The sequence below is a fragment of the Spongiactinospora gelatinilytica genome (assembly GCF_003236385.1).
Taxonomy (GTDB): domain Bacteria; phylum Actinomycetota; class Actinomycetes; order Streptosporangiales; family Streptosporangiaceae; genus Spongiactinospora; species Spongiactinospora gelatinilytica.
The window spans coordinates 1-20,062 of record NZ_POUA01000011.1; the positions used below are offsets into that span (position 1 = coordinate 1).

The following is a 20,062-nucleotide window of genomic DNA, read 5'->3' on the forward strand; positions in this document are numbered from 1 at the left end:
TATAAGAGACAGCGCCAGCGCCGTGGCCATCAACTCCTCCAGCGGCCGGCGTACGAACATCAGATCGGCCAGGTCCGCCGCGCTCACCACCGGCACGTGGGCGCTGCGGTTGCGTTCGCGGCGGAGCAGCCCCTCGTGCACGAGCGCGGCCAGCGCCTCACGCACGGTGGGACGCGCCACGCCGTACGCCGCGGCGATCTCCTGCTCCGGCAGCGCCGTCCCCGGCTCGATCTCTCCGGACAGCACCCTGGCGCGCAGCGCGTCGGCCAGCGCGCTGACCGTCGAGACCGGTCGCAATGGCATGCTCACGCCGACGATTCTGCCCTCTCCGGTGCGGCCGGGCGCCGCCGTACGAGCCGCGCGCCGCCGGTCGGCAGGGCCACCAGTACGAGCGCCGCGGCCAGCAGGCCGAGCCCCGCCAGCGAGGCCGGGGCCAGCCGCTCCCCCAGCACGACCACACCGAGCAGGGCCGCGACGGCGGGCTCGGCGAGGGTCAGCGTGGCGGCCGTGGCGACCGGGGTGGTACGCAGGCCCAGGCCGTACACGAAGCACGCCAGCGCCGTGGTCGCGCACCCCAGGTACACCGCGGTACCGAGGCCCGCGGCACTGCCCAGCCAGGTGAAGTCGGAGGTCAGCAGGATGGGCAGCATCACGACGCCCGCGCCGCCGAACATCGCTCCCATCACCACCCCCGACGGCGTGCCCGCGCCGATCACGCGGGCCGCGATGACCGCGTAGAACGCGTACAGCAGGCCGCCCAGCAGCGCGAACAGGATGCCCGACAGGACCTCGCCACGGTGGCCGCGGCCCAGCGCGGGGTCGGCCGTACGCCGTCGATCAGCCACGCCAGCACACCCGTGAAGATCGGCCCACTGCCGATCGCCACGACCGTGCCGATCGCGACCCCGGTCCGGGTGACCGCCGCGAAGAACGCGAGCTGGTAACCGGCCGCGGCGACCGCGGCCAGCAACATCGGCAGCCGGGCCGGCCCATTGCCGGTCAGCAGCGCCACCGCGGCGGGCGCACCGGTGAGGACGGCCAGCAGCAAACCGCCGATCAGCAGCCTGGCCGCGGCCAGTGACACGGGCGCGACATCAACACCACCGAGCACTGCCAGCGCCCCCGCAGTACCGGCGGTCCCCCAGAGCATGGCAGCACCGACCACGGCGAGTGGTCCATTGAGCTTCACCGTACGATTGTCTGACAACCAGACACTCGCCGTCCAATCGTTTTCCTCCTCCCCTCGTCCCCCGGCGGCGTTGCGACGACGGACTCCCCCGCCGAAACCATGAGTCCGCATTGACGTGAACTCAACAGGAACGTTGACACCATGGAGACCTTGCTCACCAAGAAACAACCGTCCTCGAAAAGCACAGGTCGACGCAGGTCGCGGCACGCACGCCGACTCCGCCCAGGCGTTCGTCGTCGTGGGTGAAATCGCTCAGCCCAAAGTGAGCCCATTTCAGCGGGCTTCCCCACTACCGTGGTGGCAGCCCGCGCCACCACGCGACGCCCCCTGATGCGGATGAAGATCGACGCAGCCGGCATCACGCGCATGCCCGAGCCCCGACACCGGCTGGTGGGCAGACCGGCTTCGTTAACGCGGGCCGACTTCGCTTGGAAGCCGGCGAAGGCTCTGTCAAGAATCCCGTCCCAAAGGGGCCCAATAGCGAAAAGCAGGTGGGCATGCTCTGGCCATCAGGTCCGATACCCCGCGGGCACATCCGGCCTGGGACGTGGCGTGTGACGGTGACTCAGGCACCGGCCTTCTCGTTCGACGGGGACCCGCCGGTGGGTACGCTGGGCCGGTACCGTACGTTCACGACCGCCGTCGGGTCGCCTTCGCCGACCCGGTGGAGGCGGATCGGCTCACCGCCGGGGTCGTCGTAGAGCCGGATGCCCTCGCCGAGCAGTACCGGTGCGATGTGCAGGTCGATCTCATCGATCAGGCCCAGTTCGAGAAGCCGACGGCCAATGCCGGGAGAGAACACTTCGAGGTTCTTGCCACCGGCCGCCTCCCACCCGATCCGCACCGCCTCGGCCGGGCCGCAGTTCAGGAACGTGACACCGTCGGCGGGGGCCGCGTCCTCGGGATGGTGGGTGAGCACGAAGACCGGGCCCTTCCAGGCGCCGCCGTACGGACGGCTGCCGGGCGAGGCATCCCAGCCGTCCCGGCCGCCCAGCACGGCGCCCGTGGTCTGGACGTACTCGTCGATCAGGCCCGGACGGGCCGAGATGCCGGTGGCCATCCAGTCCATGGCGTGGTCCGGCCCGGCCACGAAGCCGTCCAGTGACATCGTGAAGTGCCGGAGCACCTTCCCGCCCGCGGTCTGCGGCTCAGTGTCGATCATTCCGTCGCCTCCTGCGATCTGCGTACGAGGCCCGGCCCCAAGCCCCCGGCGCAGATGCGCATCGGCGCGCCGCCCTGGCCGCGAACGCTGGGGCACCAGGGGATCTTGCGGTACGGAACCGGAGATACGCGCCGCGACCTGACCTAGCTCCCGCCGGTCGTTCCTACCAAAGGCGGACACGCCACTGACCCGAAACGCTCTCTCCGACCAGGGGCGATGGCGCCCGCCGCCGGATACGGTCAGGGCCCGGCCTGTGGGCGGCCGGCGCGCAAAGGGGCGATAACCCCCGCCCCTGCGAGGCGGATGGGGCTTTTGGCACCGGCCTATTCGATTAGGGGCTGGGGCTCTGGCCTGACCGTGCCAGCGAACCCTTGCGCTGACAGGCGACCAGTGCGGTGGCCGCGCAGTGTCCGCAGAACGCGCCGGATCTGCCCTCAGCACAAGTGCAGAACCAGCACAACGAGCCCTCCACGATGGTCAGCTCGACGCGGGCCGCCGCGTCGTCGACCTCGGCGGTGACCACCAGCGGGGCGTAGCGCACGAGCTGCACCGCGCCCTCCTGCTCCAACTCCACGCCTCGGGCACGCACCGCCTGCGACACCCGGGCCACCTCCGACTCGACCAGTTCCGCGACCGATGGCATGCGCCTCTCCCCCTGTCGCTCCTTACCTTCAAGACGTGCCCGGGAGCCGGATGGTTCCGAAGTCACCTGAAAGCCAGAAAACCGAGCTGGTTGAGTATGGAGGCATGACGATTGTGGATGATGTCCGCACGATAGCGCTCTCACTTCCGGAGGCCACCGAGAAGCTCGCCTGGGGCCTGCCCACCTTCCGGGTGCGCAACAAGATCTTCGCCTCGATCGGCGACGACGACATGGCCATCGGCGTCGCCGTACCCCGCCCCGAACGCGCCCACCTGCTCGCCGCCGAACCCACCAAGTTCTACATCCGTCAAGGCCACGACGATGACTACGACCGGATGCGGGTCCACTTGGCAGCGGTCGACCAGGACGAGCTACGCGAGCTGCTTACCGACGCCTGGCGCCTCAAGGCCCCCAAACGGCTGATCGCCCTCCTGGAATGAAGCCTCCAGCCGACCGATCACCATTGGCACGTACCACACGGTCACTCAAATCTCACCACTGAACAACCACATACCATCCCGCCGCACCCACTGGACAGCCGCCCAAGGCTCCCTACTCCACCCGCTTGTGCCGGGCACCGCCCGCTCGGGCGCGGCCCGCGCTGCGCCCCTGGACCTTCACCCGGCGGACAGTGCCCTCGCCCAGCTCCTCGTTCACCCGTTCGACCAGCGCCGTCGCCGGCAACCGGGTCTCGGCGGACTCCACCGCCTGGGCCACGCGGGTGGACGACCTCGCCGTCCGTGAAGCTCTCCGGCCTGGTGCGCGCCCCCAGCTCCGCGCCCACGATGTCGCGCCAGCATTCGAAGACCCCGCCGACAGCGATCTCCTGCTCCCATCCCCGGTAGACCGGCAGCTCGCGGATCACCACGCCGAAGATCTGGGATCCCCACCTCCCTGCGCGCACCGCGCGTCGGCCCTGCCCTGGGCCTGTGTGCGCGAAGCACCCATACGGCGGGGGCCGACCCGACACACCCCCACGCCCGGCTGCGTGTACCGGCTGCGAAACGCTTCAGCGTGCTGTGACGTTCCCGGCCGAAAAGGAATTGCTGCGGACCGGACGGCCGTGATCGCCTGGATCATGCCGACTTTCCCGTCCTATGACGGCACGCTCCTCGCCTACCACATTCTCGGACAGGGCCCTCCGCTCATCTGTCTCCCCGGTGACCCGGGCGGCCCTCGGGGTACCTGGGCGATCTGGGCGGCCTCGGCCTCCACCACAGGCTGATCCTGCTGGACGGCAGAGGTACGGGCGAGTCCGCGACCCCCGGCGACCCGGGCACGTATCGGGCCGACCGGCTTGTGGCGGACGTCGAGGCACTGCGGGCGCACCTCGCTCTCGACGGGATCGACCTGTTTGCTCACTCGGCCGCGGCCGACCTGGCCGTCCTCTATGCCGCTCGTCATCCCGAGCGAGTGCGCCGGCTCCTCCTGCTGACTCCCGGGCTGGCGGCAGCCGGGATCGAGGTCACGGACGAGGAGTGGATCGCCGCCGTGGAGCGCCGCTCGGCGGAACCGTGGTACGGCACGGCGTGCGCCGCACTCGACGCCTGGGACGGCGGGGACGATCGCGAAGAGGTCCGGATGGCGGCACGACCCCGGCCGCAGGCAGAGACGTGTGGCGAGCGGCGACGACGGAACGCCGACAAGCGCTCCACGACCTGGGCCGGGCAAGGTCGTCGAGGCCCTTGTCACCTCCCCGGTTCGTGCAGCACTGGGCGCTCACGCCGCAGCGCACGTTCTCGGGACTAGCCGAGCAGATCCTCCGGACTGGCCGAGGACGGGAACCCCGCACTGGCCCCCCACATCTCCGCGAACCGGCCGTTCTCAATGCGGAGGATCTCGAACAACATGGGCTGCGCGTCGCCGCCCGGGGACGTGATCCTCTCGACGGTCGAGCGGACGGCGGCCTTGTCACCATCGATCAGGATGTCCTGGGCGACAACGCGTATACCCGGAAACCGGGTGACGAGTACACGCCAGGCGTCCTTGCCCGCCTCGAATCCGGTGGTGCCGAGCGGATGGCTGAGAGAGCCGGGGGTGTGCAGGTCTGCGGCCTGGTCGAACTGCCAGCTGTCGAAGCACTCCTGCATTCGCTGTACCGGGGCGCTCACGTCCTCTCGGGTGGCCATCGGCGTCTCCTCCTGAACAGGCAGAACGGTTCATTCAGAGCGGCACAGGCCCTAACCGGTGCGCTGCCCCGGTTGAGGCCATACTATTCGGTGTACCGCCCCGGTCAGGCTGATACCGAGCGCCTTCGCCGCGATCCGCCACGCCGGCGCAGAAACCAGCCGCACGAGTTCGGCGCACATCGCCCAGCTCATCCTCGATGGACTACGCCCCCAACCCCGCTGAGCCCCCCTCCGACCTGAGCCTGACGATCTGAGCTCCAGCCACATGCCGGCTCGGCCAGGAGCCGCCCATCCCGGACCACTTCCACGTAGCCGTCATTGACGATGAATTCCAAGACATGCAGCAGCGCCCGGACCCGATAACAGCCCCAGTGCGTCTCAGAGCCCTGGGACGACCAGGGGCCCGGGACGGCCAGCATGCCTGGCATGGGCAGTCGGCCTGATGACCGGCGGCACAGGCCCGGCCGCGGTCGAGGGCCCATGACACGGCCGGGCAACGCACCGCGGGCCCCTGTGGTCGTTGGGCCGGTCGAGTGGCGGTGCCGGCGGCGGCTACAGCGTGCGATCGGGCCGACGTGGGAGTCCGGCGTTCTGTCGGGGATCACTCCCGCTCCGACCTGGGCCGTACGACGCCACCGGCGCAAGGCACATCAGTGGCGGGGGCGTCTGGTCAGGCGTACCTCCACGCTGATCCCGCTCGTGTGGACCTCGCAGGTGCCGAATGCGCTTCCAGCGGCGAGGTGTTGGAAGTCGGCGGGGGAATAGGCGCGGCGGCGGAGGCCACGTAGCGGGACCTTGGTCATCAGGGAGTTGATGCGGCCCAGGTCCATGCCGCGCACCTCCTCGTTGATGGCGGCGTTGGACGCTTCCTTGTTCATGTCCTGGATCACGGCGGTGCCACCGTCGCCGAGGACCCGATGCATCTCGTTCAGAGCCCGGACCGGGCTGCCGAAGTTCTTGAACGCCGCCACGCAGACGATCAGGCGGAAGGTTCGGTCGGCGAACGGCAGGGCCGCGGCGTCGCCGCGTTGGAAGTCGACGTGCACGCCCGCCTGGCGGGCGTTGTCGGTGGCGATCTCGACCAGTGTCCGGCTGAGGTCAAGGCCGGTCACCTTGAAGCCGAGCCGGGCGAGCTCGATGGCCAGGTAGCCGGGTCCGGGGCCGATTTCGAGGACGGCGGCGCCGGCCGGCAGGCCGTCGCCGAGGCGGGTGGCGAGCCGGCGTACCTCCGCGAGCTGAGGGGCGGAAGCGCGTTGGCGCGCATACCAGCGTGCCATCGCCCCTTCGATGGACACCGCCTGGGTGTGCTTGCTTTGCGTGTTATGCATGGTCACTCCGGTTTCGGATCTTGTGATGTCCGAACCGGCCCAGGGACGGAAGCCCGGCTATCCTTACGGTTGGCACCTTGCGGCCGGATTTCCGTTCCACGGGTTTCGGTTCGAGGTCGAGGGCCTGGCGGCGGTGTTCCCGCACCGCCGCCGGGCCCCTTAATGCGGTTTCAGTCGCTTTGCTCGCCCCTTTCGGTGGGGGATCGCACCTCGGACGGCAGGCGGCCGGTTTCGTACCACTCCCGCCATGCGCCCAGGTCGGGGAACGAGCCTGTGGTGAGCTCGTCGAGCAGCGATCGGATCCATGCCGCCTCGGCCTCGCGCATGGCCAGGCCGTACTCCGACTCGACGAGGAAGATGCGCGGCAAGTCGCCGGCATAGCCCATCAGCGTGGTGCGGCGGTCGGCGACCTCCGCGTCGAGCAGGGTGAGCCGCTGGCGGAGCAGCCGCATCGCCTCCTCCGGCCCGAGCACCTGCCACACCGAGAGCGCCGCCATGAACTTCGGCTGCTCGCGTTGGGGCTCGGCGAGCAGATCACGCACCCAGTCGGCGAACTCCACCCGCCCCTCCCGGGTGATCTGGTAGATCGTGCGCTCGGGATGCGAGCCATCCCGGACGCTCTCCGAGACGGTGATGAATCCGTACTTCTCCAGGTTGCGGACCACGGTGTAGAGGGTGCCCCATTTGATCGGCATGTCCTCGTCCTTGCCGCGTTCGCGCAGCACGGCGGCCATCTCGTAGGGATGCATCGGCCTTTCTGCGAGGGCCGCCAGCACGGCCAGGCCGAGCATGTTGTTCACCTTGCGCCGCCTGACCATGGTCACCTCCTACTCGTAGACGAGTATACGTATGCGAGTAAAGCAGATCAATCCTCCAATATCGCCCATTGCGTCGCGGTGAATGGCCAGGCGGATGGCACGCCGGCTCCCATGTCGATCGATCACGGGGGGCGTCGCCGGGCGGCGCGGACCCGGGACATCACCGCGAGGAGGTGGTCGTGTGAGGGCTTCCAGCCGCGTTCGAGCAGGGCGTTGGCGACGATCTCGATGTAGTCGGCGGCCCGGGCGGGGATGACGTCGCGGCGGACGGGGATGATCCGCCGGCCCAGCCCTCCCGCACCAGGCACCCCGGTGGATCACCGAACCCCGGCGGCACGATGAACCCCATCGGCCACGGCTCGGCGGGCGCCCTCGCCGCCGCCGTGTCGATCTTCCACAGATGCGCCGCCGTCTTCCCCCACGCGACCACGCGGGGATCGAGCCCGGACACCAACAACGCATGGCCGAGAAATCTCGGCGTGACCATTTCCGCCATGAACAGCAGCATGCGCCACCCGGCCAGGCCACCCACCCGCCGAATGCCATTCTGTGGACAACCGCCGATCGCGCCACACCGCCACCTGTGGACAACCCGCTGCGGCGTCTCATGGGACGGATGACCTCCTGCCGAGTGGCGCGCTTTCCGGCCGCCGTACCGGCTTCGCGCGGGAGTACCGCTGCCGCAGGGCGCGCAGGGGGAGCAGCCTTGGCTGCGGAAGTTCCACCATGCTGACGGCCGCACAGGGCTCGCAGAGCGCGGCATCGTCGGGTGCGACCGGAAGCCCAGCAACCGGTGGCTGTGAGGCTCCCATGGACTGAGAGGCCCGCCAACCGGAGCACGGCATGGCGACGCACAGGCCATGCTCTGGAGTCCGGTCCGCATGACGCCGGCTACCGCGACCATTCACGACCAGGGTCCTGCCGGCCCCGCCGCGGCCCTCGCACAGAACCACTAACTCGACGTCGAGCGAGACATGCTCGGATCGCAGGTCACTGACCGCCTGACCGGCTCCGTCGATAATGCCGGACTACTCCGTGTCCTTGGGGTGCCGAGGCGATGCGTAGATCACCCAGACGGTACGTGTCGTGTCATCGATGGCATAGCGCACTCGCCCGCCATTGGTGACCTCGAATTCCCATTGCTCCAGGTCCTTGCCATTGTGGCGATGGCTCGCGAGGTCACCGCGTAGGCGATGTTGACGGTCGTGGCCGGCGCCCGAACGAGGATCGACGCGCAAAATCTCGAAGCATCGACGCGTGTTCGCCAGCGCATGGCGGCACAGCTCTTCCCGGCCACGGGCTGCGTCGCCGGTGCCGAACCGGACATCCCATTCGTCCTCCGGCGGCGGCACTGTTACCCGATCTCCGCGCTTCGGGCTCACGCCGAGACCTGCACCGGCCCGAAATCGCCACTTGTGGCTTTGCGGGCCTCGGCGTAACCGGCGGGGTCCGCCTTGATTCTGGCCGTGGACCGCCAGCCCGCGATGACCTCACGGGTCGTGACATCGACATCCAGCTCAGCGGCATCGGAGAGCGCTTCGACGAGTTCCAGCGTGAAGGCGCGTAGTTCGTCCGAAGACAGGTGGCGAACCCAGGGGAAGACCTCCGGCATGGCTATGACCAGGGCACGCGCGGTAGGGTCGTGCTTGATCAACGCCAGGAACAGCCGGGACGCGGTCGCCAGCGTCCGGTCGCGTTCCTCTTCGTGGTCTGCTGCGGTCAGGTAGAAGTCTGGAGCATCCCGATGTGTGACACGAACTCGCCCCAGACGTGCCGCCCGCTCGGCGACCGCGCGCGGATTTCGCGACAAGTCCGAGAAAGTCACTGCGTCAGCATGGCCGGCACTCACCCGGCAAGCCTATGTCAGAACACGTTCTGATGTTGGCCATGCCGGTAAATCCAGCGAAAACGTGCTGCTGGTATAGGCGGCCCGCCCGGGAGGCGCCTACGTGGCGCCTCGGCTTCCTGCTCGACGGCGGACGGGGCGCACCTGGGGTCATGGCGCGTCGAGGGAGCGTGGGCGCAGGCCCTGTGTTGCCGAGCGCGTCGCCACGCGGACGCGCGCATGACCCTTGGGCACGAACCCCGCCGAGCGTCCCCTCACCCCGCTGGAGGCCCGGCGAGAGGGATCTCGCTCACTTACCGGCGGACGCGATGCCCACCGGGCAGGAGACGCCGGTGCCGCCGATGCCGCAGTAGCCGTTGGGGTTGGCCTTGAGGTACTGCTGGTGGTAGTCCTCGGCGAAGTAGAAGGGACCGGCGGGGGCGATCTCGGTGGTGATCTCGCCGTAGCCGGCGTCGGACAGGGTCTGCTGGTAGGTGTCGCGGGTGGTGTGGGCGGACTTTTTCTGGACCGGGCCATGCGTGTAGATGGCCGAGCGGTACTGGGTGCCCACGTCGTTGCCCTGGCGCATGCCCTGGGTGGGGTCGTGGGTCTCCCAGAAGACCCGTAGCAGCTCCTCGTAGCTCACCTTGGCCGGGTCGAAGACGACGCGGACCACCTCGGCGTGGCCGGTGAGGCCGGAACAGACCTCCTCGTACGTCGGATTGACCGTGTGGCCGCCCTGGTAGCCGACCGCCGTGGTGATGACCCCGGGGATCTGCCAGAAGGCCCGCTCGGCCCCCCAGAAGCAGCCCAGCGCGACATCGGCGATCTCACTGCCCTCGGGGTACGGCGGGGCGAGCCGGGTGCCGAGGACGAGGTGCCGCTCGGGCACCGGGATCGGGGTTGGACGGCCGGGAAGCGCGTCCTGGGCGGGAACCATGGTGGTCTTGTCTCTGCCGAACAGCCGGCCCATCAGGGACCTCCTCATCCGTTGTCGCCCTATCCCAACCATCCGCGCGTCCCGGTTGTTCCTTGGCGTAAGCAGGACTTAACCATCCCTACAGAACAGCTTATTTGCCCTAATGTCCCGTAAGGAGGGAAACTTGGCTACATGCCAGACGAACAGCGTGGAGTCCTCTACGGCGCGACCGCCTATGCCCTGTGGGGAGTGTTCCCGCTCTACTGGCCGCTGCTCGAACCGGCCAGTTCCCTGGAGATGCTCGCCCACCGGATGGCCTGGTCGCTGATCGCGGTCGTCGGGATTCTCGCGGCCAGGCGGCACTGGTCCTGGGTACGGCCGCTGCTGCGGCAGCCCGGCCGGCTCGGCCTGCTGGCCCTCGCCGCCGTGCTGATCACCTTCAACTGGGGCACCTACATCTACGCGGTCACCACCGGCCATGTCGTCGAAAGCGCCCTGGGCTACTTCATCAACCCGCTGGTCAGCGTGATGTTCGGGGTGGTACTGCTGCACGAGCGGCTGCGCCCCGCCCAGTGGGCCGCGGTGGGCCTCGGCACGGTGGCCGTACTGGTGCTCACCCTCGACTACGGCAGGCTGCCGTGGATCGCGCTGGTCCTGTCGGTGTCCTTCGGCACGTACGGGCTGGTCAAGAAGATGGCGAACGTCGGCGCGGCCGAGAGCCTGACCGTGGAGTCGCTGCTGCTGTTCTTCCCCGCGCTCGGCTACCTGCTGTTCCTGCAAGGTCAGGGCGCCGGGACGTTCGTCGGCCACGGCTGGGGGCACACCTGGCTGCTGGCGACCTCAGGCATGGTCACCGTCGTACCGCTGCTGCTGTTCACCGCCGCCGCCATCCGGGTGCCGCTGACCGTGATCGGGCTGCTGCAGTACATCGCGCCGGTCCTGCAGTTCCTGACCGGCGTGCTGATCGTGCGCGAGACGATGCCCGCGGAACGCTGGGCGGGGTTCGCCATCGTGTGGGTCGCGCTCGGCGTCTTCACCTGGGACGCGCTGCGCCAGGCGCGGCGCTCGCGGATCGCGGCGCAGGCCGTACGGCCTCAGCCGGAGCGGGCCACCACGTAGTCGCACAGCGACATGAACGCCTCCCGGGCCGGGATGTCCGGCAGCTCGGCCAGATCGGCCCTGGCCCGGTCGGCCCAGCGGTTCAGCTCTGCTCTGGCCTGGTCCATCGCCCGATGGGCGCGCAGCGCGGTCAGGGCCTCGTCCAGGCGCTCCTCAGGCACCGGGCCGGACAGCAGCTCACGCAGCGGCGCGTCCGCCGGGTCGTCGGAGGCGAGCACGTACAGCACCGGCAGCGTCCGGATGCCCTCGCGCAGGTCGGTGCCGGGGGTCTTGCCGCTCTCGGTCGTACTTGCGGCCACGTCGAGCAGGTCGTCGCTGAGCTGCCAGGCGATGCCGATGGCCTCGCAGGCGCGGTCCAGCCGATCGACGATCCGCGGCGGGGCCCCGCCGAGCAGCCCGCCGAACCGTCCCGAGGTGGCGATGAGCGAGCCGGTCTTGTCCGCCAGGACCTCGATGTAGTGCTCGATCGGGTCATCGCCGGGGCGCGGGCCCCTGGTCTCCCTGATCTGGCCCTGGACGAGCCGGGAGAACGTGGTGGCCTGGGTACGGATCAGGTCGTTGCCCAGGTCGGCCAGCAGGATCGACGCCTGGGCGAACAGGTAGTCGCCGGTGAGGATGGCGATGGTGTTGTCCCAGCGCGCGTTCGCCGAGGCCGAGCCGCGGCGCATCCGCGCCTCGTCCATGACGTCGTCGTGGTAGAGCGTGGCCAGGTGGGTCAGCTCGATCACCACCGCGCCGGGCACGACGCCCGCCGCGGCGGCGTTGCCGAACTGCGCGGCCAGCAGCACGAGCGTCGCCCGGAACCGCTTGCCGCCCGCCTCGATGAGGTGGCGGGACGCCTCCGTGATGAAGGCGTCCTCGCTCTCCACGGCGGCGCGTAGCAGCTTTTCCACCTCGGCGAGGCCGCCGGCCATGTCCCGCGCCAGCCGTTCGTCGCCGATGGGCAGGTCCACAACGGGTGGCGCGGCCATAGTGATCCCCTTAACGAATGAACAATGTCGACGCGGCGTCCTCCGCCAGCCGGAGCACGGGCTCCGGGTAGATCCCGAGCACTACGGTAGCCGCTGCCGCGATGGCGACCACACCCGCGGTACCAACACTCGGGACGGCGATGGTCGGGCCGTCCGGCGCGGGCTCGCTGAAGAACATCAGCACGATCACCCGGACGTAGAAGAACGCCGCCACCGCCGAGCTGACCACGCCCACGATGACCAGCGGAACCGCGCCACCGGCGACCGCCGCCGCGAACACCGCGTACTTCCCGAAGAACCCCGACGTCAGCGGGATGCCCGCGAACGCCAGCAGGAAGAACGCGAACACGCCCGCGAGCGCGGGCGACCGCTTGCCGAGGCCCGCCCAGCGGGACAGGTGCCCGGCCTCGCCGCCCGCGTCGCGCACCATGGTGACGACCGCGAACGCGCCCACCGTGGTGATGCCGTAGGCCACCAGGTAGAACAGGATGCCCTTGAGCGACAGCGCGTTCTGCGCCTCCGCGCCGGTGGCGATCACGCCGGTGAGCAGGAAGCCCGCGTGCGCGATCGAGGAGTAGGCGAGCATCCGCTTGATGTCGGTCTGGGTGATCGCCAGGACCGCCCCGGCGACCATGGTCAGGATCGCCACGCCCCACATCACCGGACGCCAGTCCCAGTCCAGGTTGCCCAGCGCGACCCAGAAGACCCGCAGCACCGCGCCGAACGCGGCGACCAGCGTGCCGGAGGCCATCAGCGCGGTGATCGGGGTGGGCGCGCCCTGGTAGACGTCGGGCTTCCACGCCTGGAACGGCGCGGCGCCGATCTTGAACAGCAGGCCGACGCCGAGCATGCCCGCGCCGATCAGCAGCAGCGTGTTCTGGCCGCCCACCGCGCCGAGCGCGTCGCTGATCCCGGCCAGGCTGACCGTGCCGGCGAAGCCGTACACCAGCGCCATGCCGTACAGGAAGAAGGCCGAGGAGAACGCGCCGAGCAGGAAGTACTTCACCGACGCCTCCTGCGACAGGAGGCGGCGCCTGCGGGCCAGGCCGCACAGCAGGTACAGCGGCAGGGACATGACCTCAAGGGCCACGAACATGATCAGCAGGTCGTTGGCCGACGCGAACAGCATCATGCCGCCGATCGCGAACAGCGCCAGCGGGTAGATCTCGGTGTGCGCGCCGCCCGCGGCGATCGCGTCCTCTTCCTCGGGCGTGCCGGGCACGGCGGCGGCCGAGGCGACGAACTCGTTGTCGTCGTTTATCAGCAGCACGCTGATCACCGCGAGCACCAGGATGACGCCCCAGATGAACAGCGCGGGGCCGTCCACCGCGATGGCGCCCTCGGCCGCGGCCTTGGTCGGCACACCCTGCATGACCACCGTGAGCACCAGCGCGAACGCGCCCACCAGGCCGAGCAGCGTGACCGGCATCTGGAGCGACTTACGCAGGTAACGCGGGGCGAGCGCCTCGATCAGCACCCCGACGATGGCCGCGCCGAAGACCAGGAGCAGCGGGCTGAGCTGCCCGTACTCGATCGTCGGCGGTTGGATGCCGTTCAATTGCCGGCCCCCTTCTCATCTGCCTGGCCTACGCCCGCGACGGGCGGCTGGTCCTGCACACCCACGCTGGTCAGCGTGTGCTGCACGGCCGGATTGATCACGTCGAGGACCGGCTTGGGGTAGAAGCCGAGCCCGATGATCAGCACCAGCAGCGGGGCGATCACCAGTTTCTCTCGAACGTTGAGGTCCTTCATTCCCGAGACCGACTCGGCGGTGGGCCCGTTGGCGACGCGCTTGTACATCCACAGGATGTAGATGGCGGCCAGGATCACGCCGCTGGTGCCGATGATCGCGGACGTGACGAACAGCACCTCATCGCGCTGGTAGGTGCCGATCAGCACCATGAACTCACTGACGAACGACGACAGGCCGGGCAGTGCCAGACCGGACAGACCGGACACCAGGAACGCGCCCGCCAGCACCGGCGCGATCTTCTGCACACCGCCGTAGTCGTCGATCCTGGCCGAGCCCCTGCGGTAGATCAGGAACCCGGCGATCAGGAACAGCGCGCCCGTGGAGAACCCGTGGTTGACCATGTAGAGCGTCGCGCCCGCCTGAGCGTTGCTGGTCATCGCGAACACGCCCATGGCGATGAACCCGAAGTGCGAGATCGACGTGTAGGCGATGAGCCGCTTCATGTCGGTCTGGCCGATGGCCACGATCGCGCCGTAGACGATGCCGATCACCGAAAGAATGATCACCAGCGGGGTGAAGTCCTTCGCCGCCTGCGGGAACAGCTCCAAGCACAGCCGCAGCATGCCGTACGTGCCGACCTTGTCCAGCACGCCGACCAGCAGCACGGCGGCGCCGGCGGGGGCCTGCGCGGCGGCGTCGGGCAGCCAGGTGTGGAACGGCCAGAGCGGCGCCTTGATCGCGAAGGCGATGAAGAAGCCGAGGAACAGCCACTTCTGCACGCCCGGGTCGGTGACCGCCCCGATCAGCTCGGGGAACATGAACGTGTTCTTGCCGGCGGTGACGTACAGCGCGATCACCGCGACCAGCATGAGCAGCCCGCCGAACAGCGAGTACAGCAGGAACTTGACCGCCGCGTAGGACCGCTGCGCGCCGCCATAAGACCCGATCATGAAGTACATCGGGATCAGCATGGCCTCGAAGAACACGTAGAACAGGAAGACGTCGGTCGCCGCGAAGACGCCGATCATCATCGCCTCAAGGACCAGCAGCAGCGAGAAGTAGGTCTTCACCGACCGCTTGGGCGGGTTCTCCGCGCCGGTGCCGTCGGCGTCGTGCCAGGAGGCCAGGATCACGATCGGCACCAGCACGGCGGACAGCGCGATCATCACCAGGGCGATGCCGTCCACGCCGACGCCGAAGTGGACACCGAAGGACGGGATCCAGGAGTAGGTCTGCTCGAAGGCGAAGCGCTTGCCGCTCTCCAGCGGGAACTGGAAGGCCATCGCCAGGGTCAGCGCCAAGACCACCAGCGACACCGCAAGGGCGAGCTGTTTGGCGGCCTTGTCGCTGCCCTTGGGCAGCGCGGCCACACCGACCGCGCCCAGCACGGGCGCGGCGATCAGTATCGGAAGCCAGGGCATCACAGGTTCCCTACAAGGAGCAGAGCGCCGGCCACCACGGCAGCGCCGAAGAGGATGGACAACGCGTACGATCGGGCGAATCCGGTCTGAACCCTGCGCAGCCGTCCCGAGGTGCCGCCGATGCCCGCGGCCAGGCCGTTGACCAGGCCGTCCACCCCGCGGTTGTCGAAGAACACGGCGATCCTGGTGAGCCACTGACCGGGCCGCATGAACAGCGACTCGTTCAGCGCGTCGCCGTACAGGTCACGCCGGGCGAAGGTGGTGAGGAAGGAACCGCGTGGGGCGGTGACCGGGACGGGGACCCTGCCGTACCGCAGCCAGGCGATGGCCGCGCCGACCGCGACCAGCGCCAGCGTGGCCAGGCCGGGAACGGTGAACGGGTGGAACGCGGGCACGCCGCCCTCCGGCATGCCGACGGCGGGGCCGAGGAAGGTCATGAACCTCCCGCCCAGAACCAGGTAGCCGCCCAGGAAGATCGATCCGATGGACAGCAGGACCAGCGGGATCGTCATCACCGCGGGCGACTCGTGCGGATGCGCGTCGTCGGCCCAGCGCTTCTCCCCGAAGAAGGTCATGAAGACCATGCGGGACATGTAGAAGCCGGTCAGCCCGGCGCCGAGGACGGCCAGCCAGCCGAGCACCTCGTTGTGGTGGATCACCGTCTCGATGATCCCGTCCTTGGTGAAGTATCCGGACAACAGCGGGAAGCCGATGATCGCCAGGTAACCGATGAGGAACGTGTAGAACGTCACCGGCAGCGCCTTGCGCAGCGCGCCGTACCTGCGCATGTTGACCTCGTCGTTCATGGCGTGCATGACCGACCCGGCGCCCAGGAACAGGTTCGCCTTGAAGAAGCCGTGCGTGATCAGGTGGCCGATGGCGAAGGCGTAGCCCACCGGGCCGAACGCCGCGCCCAGCATCATGTAGCCGATCTGCGACATCGTCGAGCCGGCCAGGCCCTTCTTGATGTCGTCCTTGGCCATACCGATGATGGCGCCGGCCAGCAGCGTCACCGTGCCGACGATGGCCGCGAACAGCGCGGCGGTGGAACCCTCGGGGAAGAACACGGCGCCGGAGCGGACCACCAGGTAGACGCCCGCGGTGACCATGGTCGCCGCGTGGATCAGGGCCGACACCGGGGTCGGGCCCTCCATCGCGTCCAGCAGCCAGGACTGCAGCGGCACCTGGGCCGACTTGCCGCACGCGCCGAGGAGCAGCAGCAGGCCGATGGCGGTCAGCACGCCCTGCTCGGGCTTGAGGGTGCTCTCGAAGACGCCCTGGAAGGTCACGCTGCCGAAGGTCGTCCAGATGGTGAAGATGCCGATCGCCAGGCCGAAGTCACCGACCCGGTTGACGATGAACGCCTTCTGGGCCGCGGTGGCCGCCGACGGCTTGTACTGCCAGAACCCGATCAGCAGGTAGGAGGCCAGGCCGACGCCCTCCCAGCCGATGTAGAGCCCGACGTAGTTGTGCGAGAGCACCAGCAGCAGCATCGCCGCGACGAACAGGTTCAGGTAGGAGAAGAACCTGCGCCGTCCGGGGTCGTGCGACATGTAGCCGATCGAGTAGATGTGGATCAGCGAGCCGACCCCGGTGATCAGCAGGGCGAACGAGATCGACAGCGGGTCGATCAGCAGGCCCATGTCCACGAGGCCGGGGATGAACTCGAAAAGCCCGACCGCCCTGCGCCGCTCGCCCCCGGGAAGCCCGATCAGCTCGAAGAACGTGACGACGGCCACCACGAACGAGGCCAGCGACATGGCGACGCCGAGCAGATGGCCCCACCGGTCGGTTCGGCGTCCGCCCAGCAGCAAAATCGCGGCTCCGAGCAACGGAAGCGCGATCATCAGCCAAGAGGCCCCGATCACTCCCCCGGCGTGCTCGACGATCTTAGCGGGTTCCACTCGGCACCTCTTAGTACTTCAGCAGGTTGGCGTCGTCCACGGACGCGGACCTGCGGGTTCGGAAGATCGTCACGATGATCGCCAAGCCGACCACGACCTCGGCCGCCGCCACCACCATCACGAAGAACGCGATGAGCTGGCCGTCGAGGTTGCCGTGCTGCCGCGCGAAGGTGACGAACGCGAGGTTGCAGGCGTTGAGCATCAGCTCCACGCACATGAAGATCACGATCGCGTTGCGCCGTACCAGCACGCCGACCGCGCCGATGGCGAACAGCAGGGCGGACAGCACCAGGTAGTGCGTCGTCACTTGCTCTCCTCCTCAACCTCGACGGCCTGCCTGATGGCCTCGGCCAGCCTCGGGTCTTCCGGAAGCCTGCCCTCCTGCACGTCGTGCCGGGCGATGATCCGGTTGACCGAGAGCTCCGAGACCGTGCCGTCGGGCAGCAGCGCGGGCATGTCGTTGGCGTTGTGCCTGGCGTAGACGCCAGGGCCGGGCAGCGGCGTGGGGTGCGGTCCGGCGAAGCGGGCCCTCGCCAGGTCCTTCTGGGTGGGCTTGGCCTTGGCGCGCTCGCGGTGGGCCAGCACCATGGCGGCCAGCGCGGCGGTGATCAGCAGGGCCGAGGCCACCTCGAAGGCGAACACGTGGCGGGTGAAGATGAGCTGCGCGAGGCCCTGGACGTTGCCGCCGTACTGCGAGGTCGCGCCGCCCAGACCCGTCGGCCGGACGAAGGCGACGTTGCCGATCGCGAGGGCCAGCAGGGCCGCGAAGCCCAGGCCGGCCACGATCGCCCAGAAGCGCTGCCCCTTGATCGTCTCCACCAGCGAGTCGGTCGAGTCCACGCCGACCAGCATGAGCACGAACAGGAAGAGCATCATCACCGCGCCGGTGTAGACGATGATCTGCACCGCCGCCAGGAAGGGCGCCTCCTGCACCGCGTACAGCACCGCCAGGGAGCCCATCACCACGCCGAGCATCAGCGCGCAGTAGACCGCCTTGCGGCTGAGGACGAGCCCGAGTGCCGCGGCCACGGAGACGACCGCGAGCACCCAGAACGTGATGGTCTCACCCATTGTTGCGTCCAAGCCGGTAGTAGTCCTCTTCGGTCTCCCCCAGGCGCATCGGGTGCGGCGGGGTCTCCATGCCCGGACCGAGGGGGGCGAGCAGCATCTCCTTGGTGTAGATGAGGCTCTCCCGGCTGTCGTCGGCGAGCTCGTACTCGTTCGTCATGGTGAGCGCGCGAGTCGGGCACGCCTCGATGCACAGGCCGCACAGGATGCACCGGAGGTAGTTGATCTGGTACGTGCGACCGTACCGCTCCCCGGGGGAGAACCGGGCGTCTTCGGTGTTGTCCGCGCCCTCCACGAAGATCGCGTCGGCCGGGCACGCCCAGGCGCACAGCTCGCACCCGACGCACTTCTCCAGCCCGTCCGGCCAGCGGTTGAGCTGGTGGCGGCCGTGGAAGCGCGGCGCGGTGGGCCGCTTCTCCTCCGGGTACTGCACCGTGAGGGGCTTCTTGAACATATGGTGGAAGGTCACCCCGAAGCCCTTGACGGGGTTCAACCAATCAGTGAATCCCACTGGAGATCTCCTTGCGGTCCGCGCCGTGGTAGTGCGGCAGGTCCAGCGGCGGTACCGGATGGCCTCCCGCGGCCGGCTGCTCTTCGAGCAGCTCGAACTCCTGCTTGAGTTCTTCCGCCCTGGTCTCGCGGCGGCGCTGGAGCACGGTGTCGAAGCGGAAGAACAGCACCAGGCAGCCGACCACCACGAGCGCCGCGATGGTGAACAGCGCGGTGCGGTCCGCGCCCTCGATGCGGAACGCCCGGACGGTCGCCACCAGCATGATCCACGCCAGGTTCAGCGGGATCAGCACCTTCCAGCCGAAGGCCATGAGCTGGTCGTAGCGGATGCGCGGCATCGAGGCCCGCACCCAGATGAATCCGCCGAACACCAGCACCAGCTTGATGAAGAACCACAGCAGCGGCCAGTAGCCGACGTTGGCGCCCTCCCACAGGGAGATCGGCCACGGGGCCCGCCAGCCGCCGAAGAACAGCGTGATGGACACCGCCGAGACGACGAACACGTTGACGTACTCGCCCATCTGGATCAGCGCGAACTTCAGCGAGGAGCTGTACTCGGTCTGGTAGCCGCCGACCAGCTCGCCCTCGCCCTCCGGCAGGTCGAACGGCACGCGGTTGGTCTCGCCCAGCATGGTGATCGCGTAGATCAGGAAGGACGGGATCAGCATGACCACGTACCACGACGGCATCGGGATGCTGAGCCCGAGGACCTCCCAGGTGCCGCCGCTCGCCTGCTTGGCGACGATCTCGGAGGTGGACAGCGTCCCGGCGAACAGGAAGACGCCCACGAACGACAGGCCCATCGCGATCTCGTAGGAGACCACCTGCGCGCTGGAGCGCAGCCCGCCCAGCACCGCGTACGGCGAGCGCGAGGACCACCCGGCGAGCACGATGCCGTACACGCCGATCGAGGCCATCGCCAGCACGAACAGCACGGCGATGGGCAGGTCGGTGAGCTGCAGCGGCGTCTGCTCGCCGAACATGGACACGGTGGGCCCGAACGGGATCACCGAGAACGCCATGAACGCGGGCACCACCAGGATGACCGGCGCTATCGCGTAGAGGAACCGGTCCACCTTGCTGGGGTAGAGGTCCTCCTTGAAGCCCATCTTCAGCGCGTCGGCGATCGACTGCAAAAGCCCGAACTTACCGGCCCGGTTGGGGCCGTACCTGTGCTGCATGCGGGAGATGAGCTTGCGTTCCATCCACACCCCGTACATGACGGAGAGCAGCAGGAACACGAAGATCGCCACGGCCTTGATGATCGTGATCCACAGCGGGTCGTGGCCGAAGCTCTGCACGTTCGGCAGGGCGGGCTCGGGCGCCGCGAGCACTCGGATCGCGTTCATCGGTCCCTCACCGC

Annotated in this window: 24 protein-coding genes; 3 read left to right on the forward strand and 21 right to left on the reverse strand. The window is 68.8% G+C overall.

Annotated features, from left to right (window positions below):
* The 5 genes from C1I98_RS02585 to C1I98_RS02600 form a co-directional block, all read right to left on the reverse strand.
* Window positions 1-303, reverse strand: a 303-nt coding sequence (locus C1I98_RS02585; protein ID WP_233507074.1) for a GntR family transcriptional regulator, incomplete at its 3' end; no start/stop codon positions are given.
* Window positions 304-305: 2 nt separating this feature from the next.
* Window positions 306-812, reverse strand: a complete 507-nt coding sequence (locus tag C1I98_RS43505) for an EamA family transporter (RefSeq protein WP_233507075.1) — start codon at window positions 810-812, stop codon at window positions 306-308.
* Window positions 713-1,189 carry a DMT family transporter gene (locus tag C1I98_RS43510; protein WP_233507064.1) on the reverse strand — a complete coding sequence of 159 codons (477 nt, stop codon included), beginning with the start codon at window positions 1,187-1,189 and terminating at the stop codon, window positions 713-715. Before C1I98_RS43510 ends, C1I98_RS43505 begins: the two co-directional genes overlap by 100 nt.
* A gap of 565 nt (window positions 1,190-1,754) precedes the next feature.
* Window positions 1,755-2,351 carry a dihydrofolate reductase family protein gene (locus C1I98_RS02595; RefSeq protein ID WP_111165435.1) on the reverse strand — a complete coding sequence of 199 codons (597 nt, stop codon included), beginning with the start codon at window positions 2,349-2,351 and terminating at the stop codon, window positions 1,755-1,757.
* A gap of 331 nt (window positions 2,352-2,682) precedes the next feature.
* Entirely contained in the window at window positions 2,683-2,994 is a 312-nt protein-coding gene (locus C1I98_RS02600; protein WP_111165436.1) for a hypothetical protein, read from the reverse strand.
* A gap of 104 nt (window positions 2,995-3,098) precedes the next feature.
* On the opposite strand from C1I98_RS02600, the gene C1I98_RS02605 reads away from it, so the two are divergent.
* Window positions 3,099-3,434 (forward strand): MmcQ/YjbR family DNA-binding protein, encoded by a 336-nt coding sequence (locus tag C1I98_RS02605; protein ID WP_111165437.1) that lies wholly within the window; start codon window positions 3,099-3,101, stop codon window positions 3,432-3,434.
* A 112-nt stretch (window positions 3,435-3,546) separates the two neighbouring features.
* Here C1I98_RS02605 and C1I98_RS43515 read toward each other — a convergent pair whose 3' ends face one another.
* Complete coding sequence (locus C1I98_RS43515) at window positions 3,547-3,711, reverse strand: hypothetical protein (RefSeq protein WP_233507066.1); 165 nt, start codon at window positions 3,709-3,711, stop codon at window positions 3,547-3,549.
* 507 nt (window positions 3,712-4,218) lie between these two features.
* Here C1I98_RS43515 and C1I98_RS02615 point away from each other — a divergent pair.
* The gene (locus C1I98_RS02615; protein ID WP_438672067.1) at window positions 4,219-4,743 is read left to right on the forward strand and encodes an alpha/beta fold hydrolase; all 525 of its coding nucleotides are present in this window, start codon (window positions 4,219-4,221) and stop codon (window positions 4,741-4,743) included.
* On the opposite strand, the gene C1I98_RS02620 is transcribed toward C1I98_RS02615, so the two are convergent.
* The 7 genes from C1I98_RS02620 to msrA form a co-directional block, all read right to left on the reverse strand.
* The gene (locus tag C1I98_RS02620) at window positions 4,740-5,123 is read right to left on the reverse strand and encodes a nuclear transport factor 2 family protein (RefSeq protein WP_111165439.1); all 384 of its coding nucleotides are present in this window, start codon (window positions 5,121-5,123) and stop codon (window positions 4,740-4,742) included. The two genes, C1I98_RS02615 and C1I98_RS02620, sit on opposite strands and share 4 nt — an antisense overlap.
* 650 nt (window positions 5,124-5,773) lie before the next feature.
* The gene (locus C1I98_RS02630) at window positions 5,774-6,451 is read right to left on the reverse strand and encodes a class I SAM-dependent methyltransferase (protein ID WP_111165477.1); all 678 of its coding nucleotides are present in this window, start codon (window positions 6,449-6,451) and stop codon (window positions 5,774-5,776) included.
* A gap of 170 nt (window positions 6,452-6,621) precedes the next feature.
* A complete protein-coding gene (locus C1I98_RS02635; RefSeq protein ID WP_111165440.1) occupies window positions 6,622-7,269 on the reverse strand; it encodes a PadR family transcriptional regulator in 648 nt (215 codons plus the stop codon).
* Between the two features lie 122 nt (window positions 7,270-7,391).
* Window positions 7,392-7,577 (reverse strand): hypothetical protein, encoded by a 186-nt coding sequence (locus C1I98_RS02640; RefSeq protein ID WP_111165441.1) that lies wholly within the window; start codon window positions 7,575-7,577, stop codon window positions 7,392-7,394.
* A 720-nt stretch (window positions 7,578-8,297) separates the two neighbouring features.
* Entirely contained in the window at window positions 8,298-8,651 is a 354-nt protein-coding gene (locus tag C1I98_RS02645; RefSeq protein WP_111165442.1) for a hypothetical protein, read from the reverse strand.
* Window positions 8,648-9,094: a hypothetical protein gene (locus tag C1I98_RS02650; RefSeq protein WP_233507067.1), complete on the reverse strand. Its 447-nt coding sequence runs from the start codon at window positions 9,092-9,094 to the stop codon at window positions 8,648-8,650. The genes C1I98_RS02645 and C1I98_RS02650 overlap by 4 nt, the downstream gene beginning before the upstream one ends.
* A gap of 310 nt (window positions 9,095-9,404) precedes the next feature.
* Window positions 9,405-10,106, reverse strand: a complete 702-nt coding sequence (gene msrA / locus C1I98_RS02655) for a peptide-methionine (S)-S-oxide reductase MsrA (protein ID WP_497843988.1) — start codon at window positions 10,104-10,106, stop codon at window positions 9,405-9,407.
* A gap of 99 nt (window positions 10,107-10,205) precedes the next feature.
* On the opposite strand from msrA, the gene rarD reads away from it, so the two are divergent.
* Complete coding sequence (gene rarD / locus C1I98_RS02660; RefSeq protein ID WP_111165445.1) at window positions 10,206-11,132, forward strand: EamA family transporter RarD; 927 nt, start codon at window positions 10,206-10,208, stop codon at window positions 11,130-11,132.
* Here the strand turns inward: rarD and C1I98_RS02665 are convergent.
* From C1I98_RS02665 to nuoH, 8 genes are all read right to left on the reverse strand, one after another.
* The gene (locus C1I98_RS02665; RefSeq protein ID WP_111165446.1) at window positions 11,108-12,103 is read right to left on the reverse strand and encodes a polyprenyl synthetase family protein; all 996 of its coding nucleotides are present in this window, start codon (window positions 12,101-12,103) and stop codon (window positions 11,108-11,110) included. The two genes, rarD and C1I98_RS02665, sit on opposite strands and share 25 nt — an antisense overlap.
* A gap of 10 nt (window positions 12,104-12,113) precedes the next feature.
* Window positions 12,114-13,661 (reverse strand): NADH-quinone oxidoreductase subunit NuoN, encoded by a 1,548-nt coding sequence (gene nuoN, locus C1I98_RS02670; RefSeq protein ID WP_111165447.1) that lies wholly within the window; start codon window positions 13,659-13,661, stop codon window positions 12,114-12,116.
* A complete protein-coding gene (locus C1I98_RS02675) occupies window positions 13,658-15,217 on the reverse strand; it encodes an NADH-quinone oxidoreductase subunit M (RefSeq protein ID WP_111165448.1) in 1,560 nt (519 codons plus the stop codon). The genes nuoN and C1I98_RS02675 overlap by 4 nt, the downstream gene beginning before the upstream one ends.
* A complete protein-coding gene (nuoL, locus tag C1I98_RS02680; RefSeq protein ID WP_199536679.1) occupies window positions 15,217-17,064 on the reverse strand; it encodes an NADH-quinone oxidoreductase subunit L in 1,848 nt (615 codons plus the stop codon). Before nuoL ends, C1I98_RS02675 begins: the two co-directional genes overlap by 1 nt.
* Window positions 17,065-17,131: 67 nt before the next feature.
* Window positions 17,132-17,428: an NADH-quinone oxidoreductase subunit NuoK gene (gene nuoK, locus C1I98_RS02685; protein ID WP_111165450.1), complete on the reverse strand. Its 297-nt coding sequence runs from the start codon at window positions 17,426-17,428 to the stop codon at window positions 17,132-17,134.
* Window positions 17,425-18,192, reverse strand: a complete 768-nt coding sequence (locus C1I98_RS02690) for an NADH-quinone oxidoreductase subunit J (RefSeq protein ID WP_111165451.1) — start codon at window positions 18,190-18,192, stop codon at window positions 17,425-17,427. The genes nuoK and C1I98_RS02690 overlap by 4 nt, the downstream gene beginning before the upstream one ends.
* Window positions 18,185-18,700 carry an NADH-quinone oxidoreductase subunit NuoI gene (nuoI, locus tag C1I98_RS02695; protein ID WP_111165452.1) on the reverse strand — a complete coding sequence of 172 codons (516 nt, stop codon included), beginning with the start codon at window positions 18,698-18,700 and terminating at the stop codon, window positions 18,185-18,187. The genes C1I98_RS02690 and nuoI overlap by 8 nt, the downstream gene beginning before the upstream one ends.
* Window positions 18,687-20,048: an NADH-quinone oxidoreductase subunit NuoH gene (gene nuoH, locus C1I98_RS02700; protein WP_111165453.1), complete on the reverse strand. Its 1,362-nt coding sequence runs from the start codon at window positions 20,046-20,048 to the stop codon at window positions 18,687-18,689. The genes nuoI and nuoH overlap by 14 nt, the downstream gene beginning before the upstream one ends.
* Window positions 20,049-20,062 lie beyond the last annotated feature (14 nt).

What these genes read in the sequence shown, in the direction of transcription:
- C1I98_RS02595 (WP_111165435.1), bottom strand. Translation starts at nt 2,351, where the DNA reads ATGATCGACACTGAGCCGCAGACCGCGGGCGGGAAGGTGCTCCGGCAC.
- C1I98_RS02600 (WP_111165436.1), bottom strand. Translation starts at nt 2,994, where the DNA reads ATGCCATCGGTCGCGGAACTGGTCGAGTCGGAGGTGGCCCGGGTGTCG.
- C1I98_RS02605 (WP_111165437.1), top strand. Translation starts at nt 3,099, where the DNA reads ATGACGATTGTGGATGATGTCCGCACGATAGCGCTCTCACTTCCGGAG.
- C1I98_RS02620 (WP_111165439.1), bottom strand. Translation starts at nt 5,123, where the DNA reads ATGGCCACCCGAGAGGACGTGAGCGCCCCGGTACAGCGAATGCAGGAG.
- C1I98_RS02630 (WP_111165477.1), bottom strand. Translation starts at nt 6,451, where the DNA reads ATGCATAACACGCAAAGCAAGCACACCCAGGCGGTGTCCATCGAAGGG.
- C1I98_RS02635 (WP_111165440.1), bottom strand. Translation starts at nt 7,269, where the DNA reads ATGGTCAGGCGGCGCAAGGTGAACAACATGCTCGGCCTGGCCGTGCTG.
- msrA (WP_497843988.1), bottom strand. Translation starts at nt 10,106, where the DNA reads ATGGTTGGGATAGGGCGACAACGGATGAGGAGGTCCCTGATGGGCCGG.
- rarD (WP_111165445.1), top strand. Translation starts at nt 10,206, where the DNA reads ATGCCAGACGAACAGCGTGGAGTCCTCTACGGCGCGACCGCCTATGCC.
- C1I98_RS02665 (WP_111165446.1), bottom strand. Translation starts at nt 12,103, where the DNA reads ATGGCCGCGCCACCCGTTGTGGACCTGCCCATCGGCGACGAACGGCTG.
- C1I98_RS02675 (WP_111165448.1), bottom strand. Translation starts at nt 15,217, where the DNA reads ATGCCCTGGCTTCCGATACTGATCGCCGCGCCCGTGCTGGGCGCGGTC.
- nuoL (WP_199536679.1), bottom strand. Translation starts at nt 17,064, where the DNA reads ATGATCGCGCTTCCGTTGCTCGGAGCCGCGATTTTGCTGCTGGGCGGA.
- C1I98_RS02690 (WP_111165451.1), bottom strand. Translation starts at nt 18,192, where the DNA reads ATGGGTGAGACCATCACGTTCTGGGTGCTCGCGGTCGTCTCCGTGGCC.
- nuoH (WP_111165453.1), bottom strand. Translation starts at nt 20,048, where the DNA reads ATGAACGCGATCCGAGTGCTCGCGGCGCCCGAGCCCGCCCTGCCGAAC.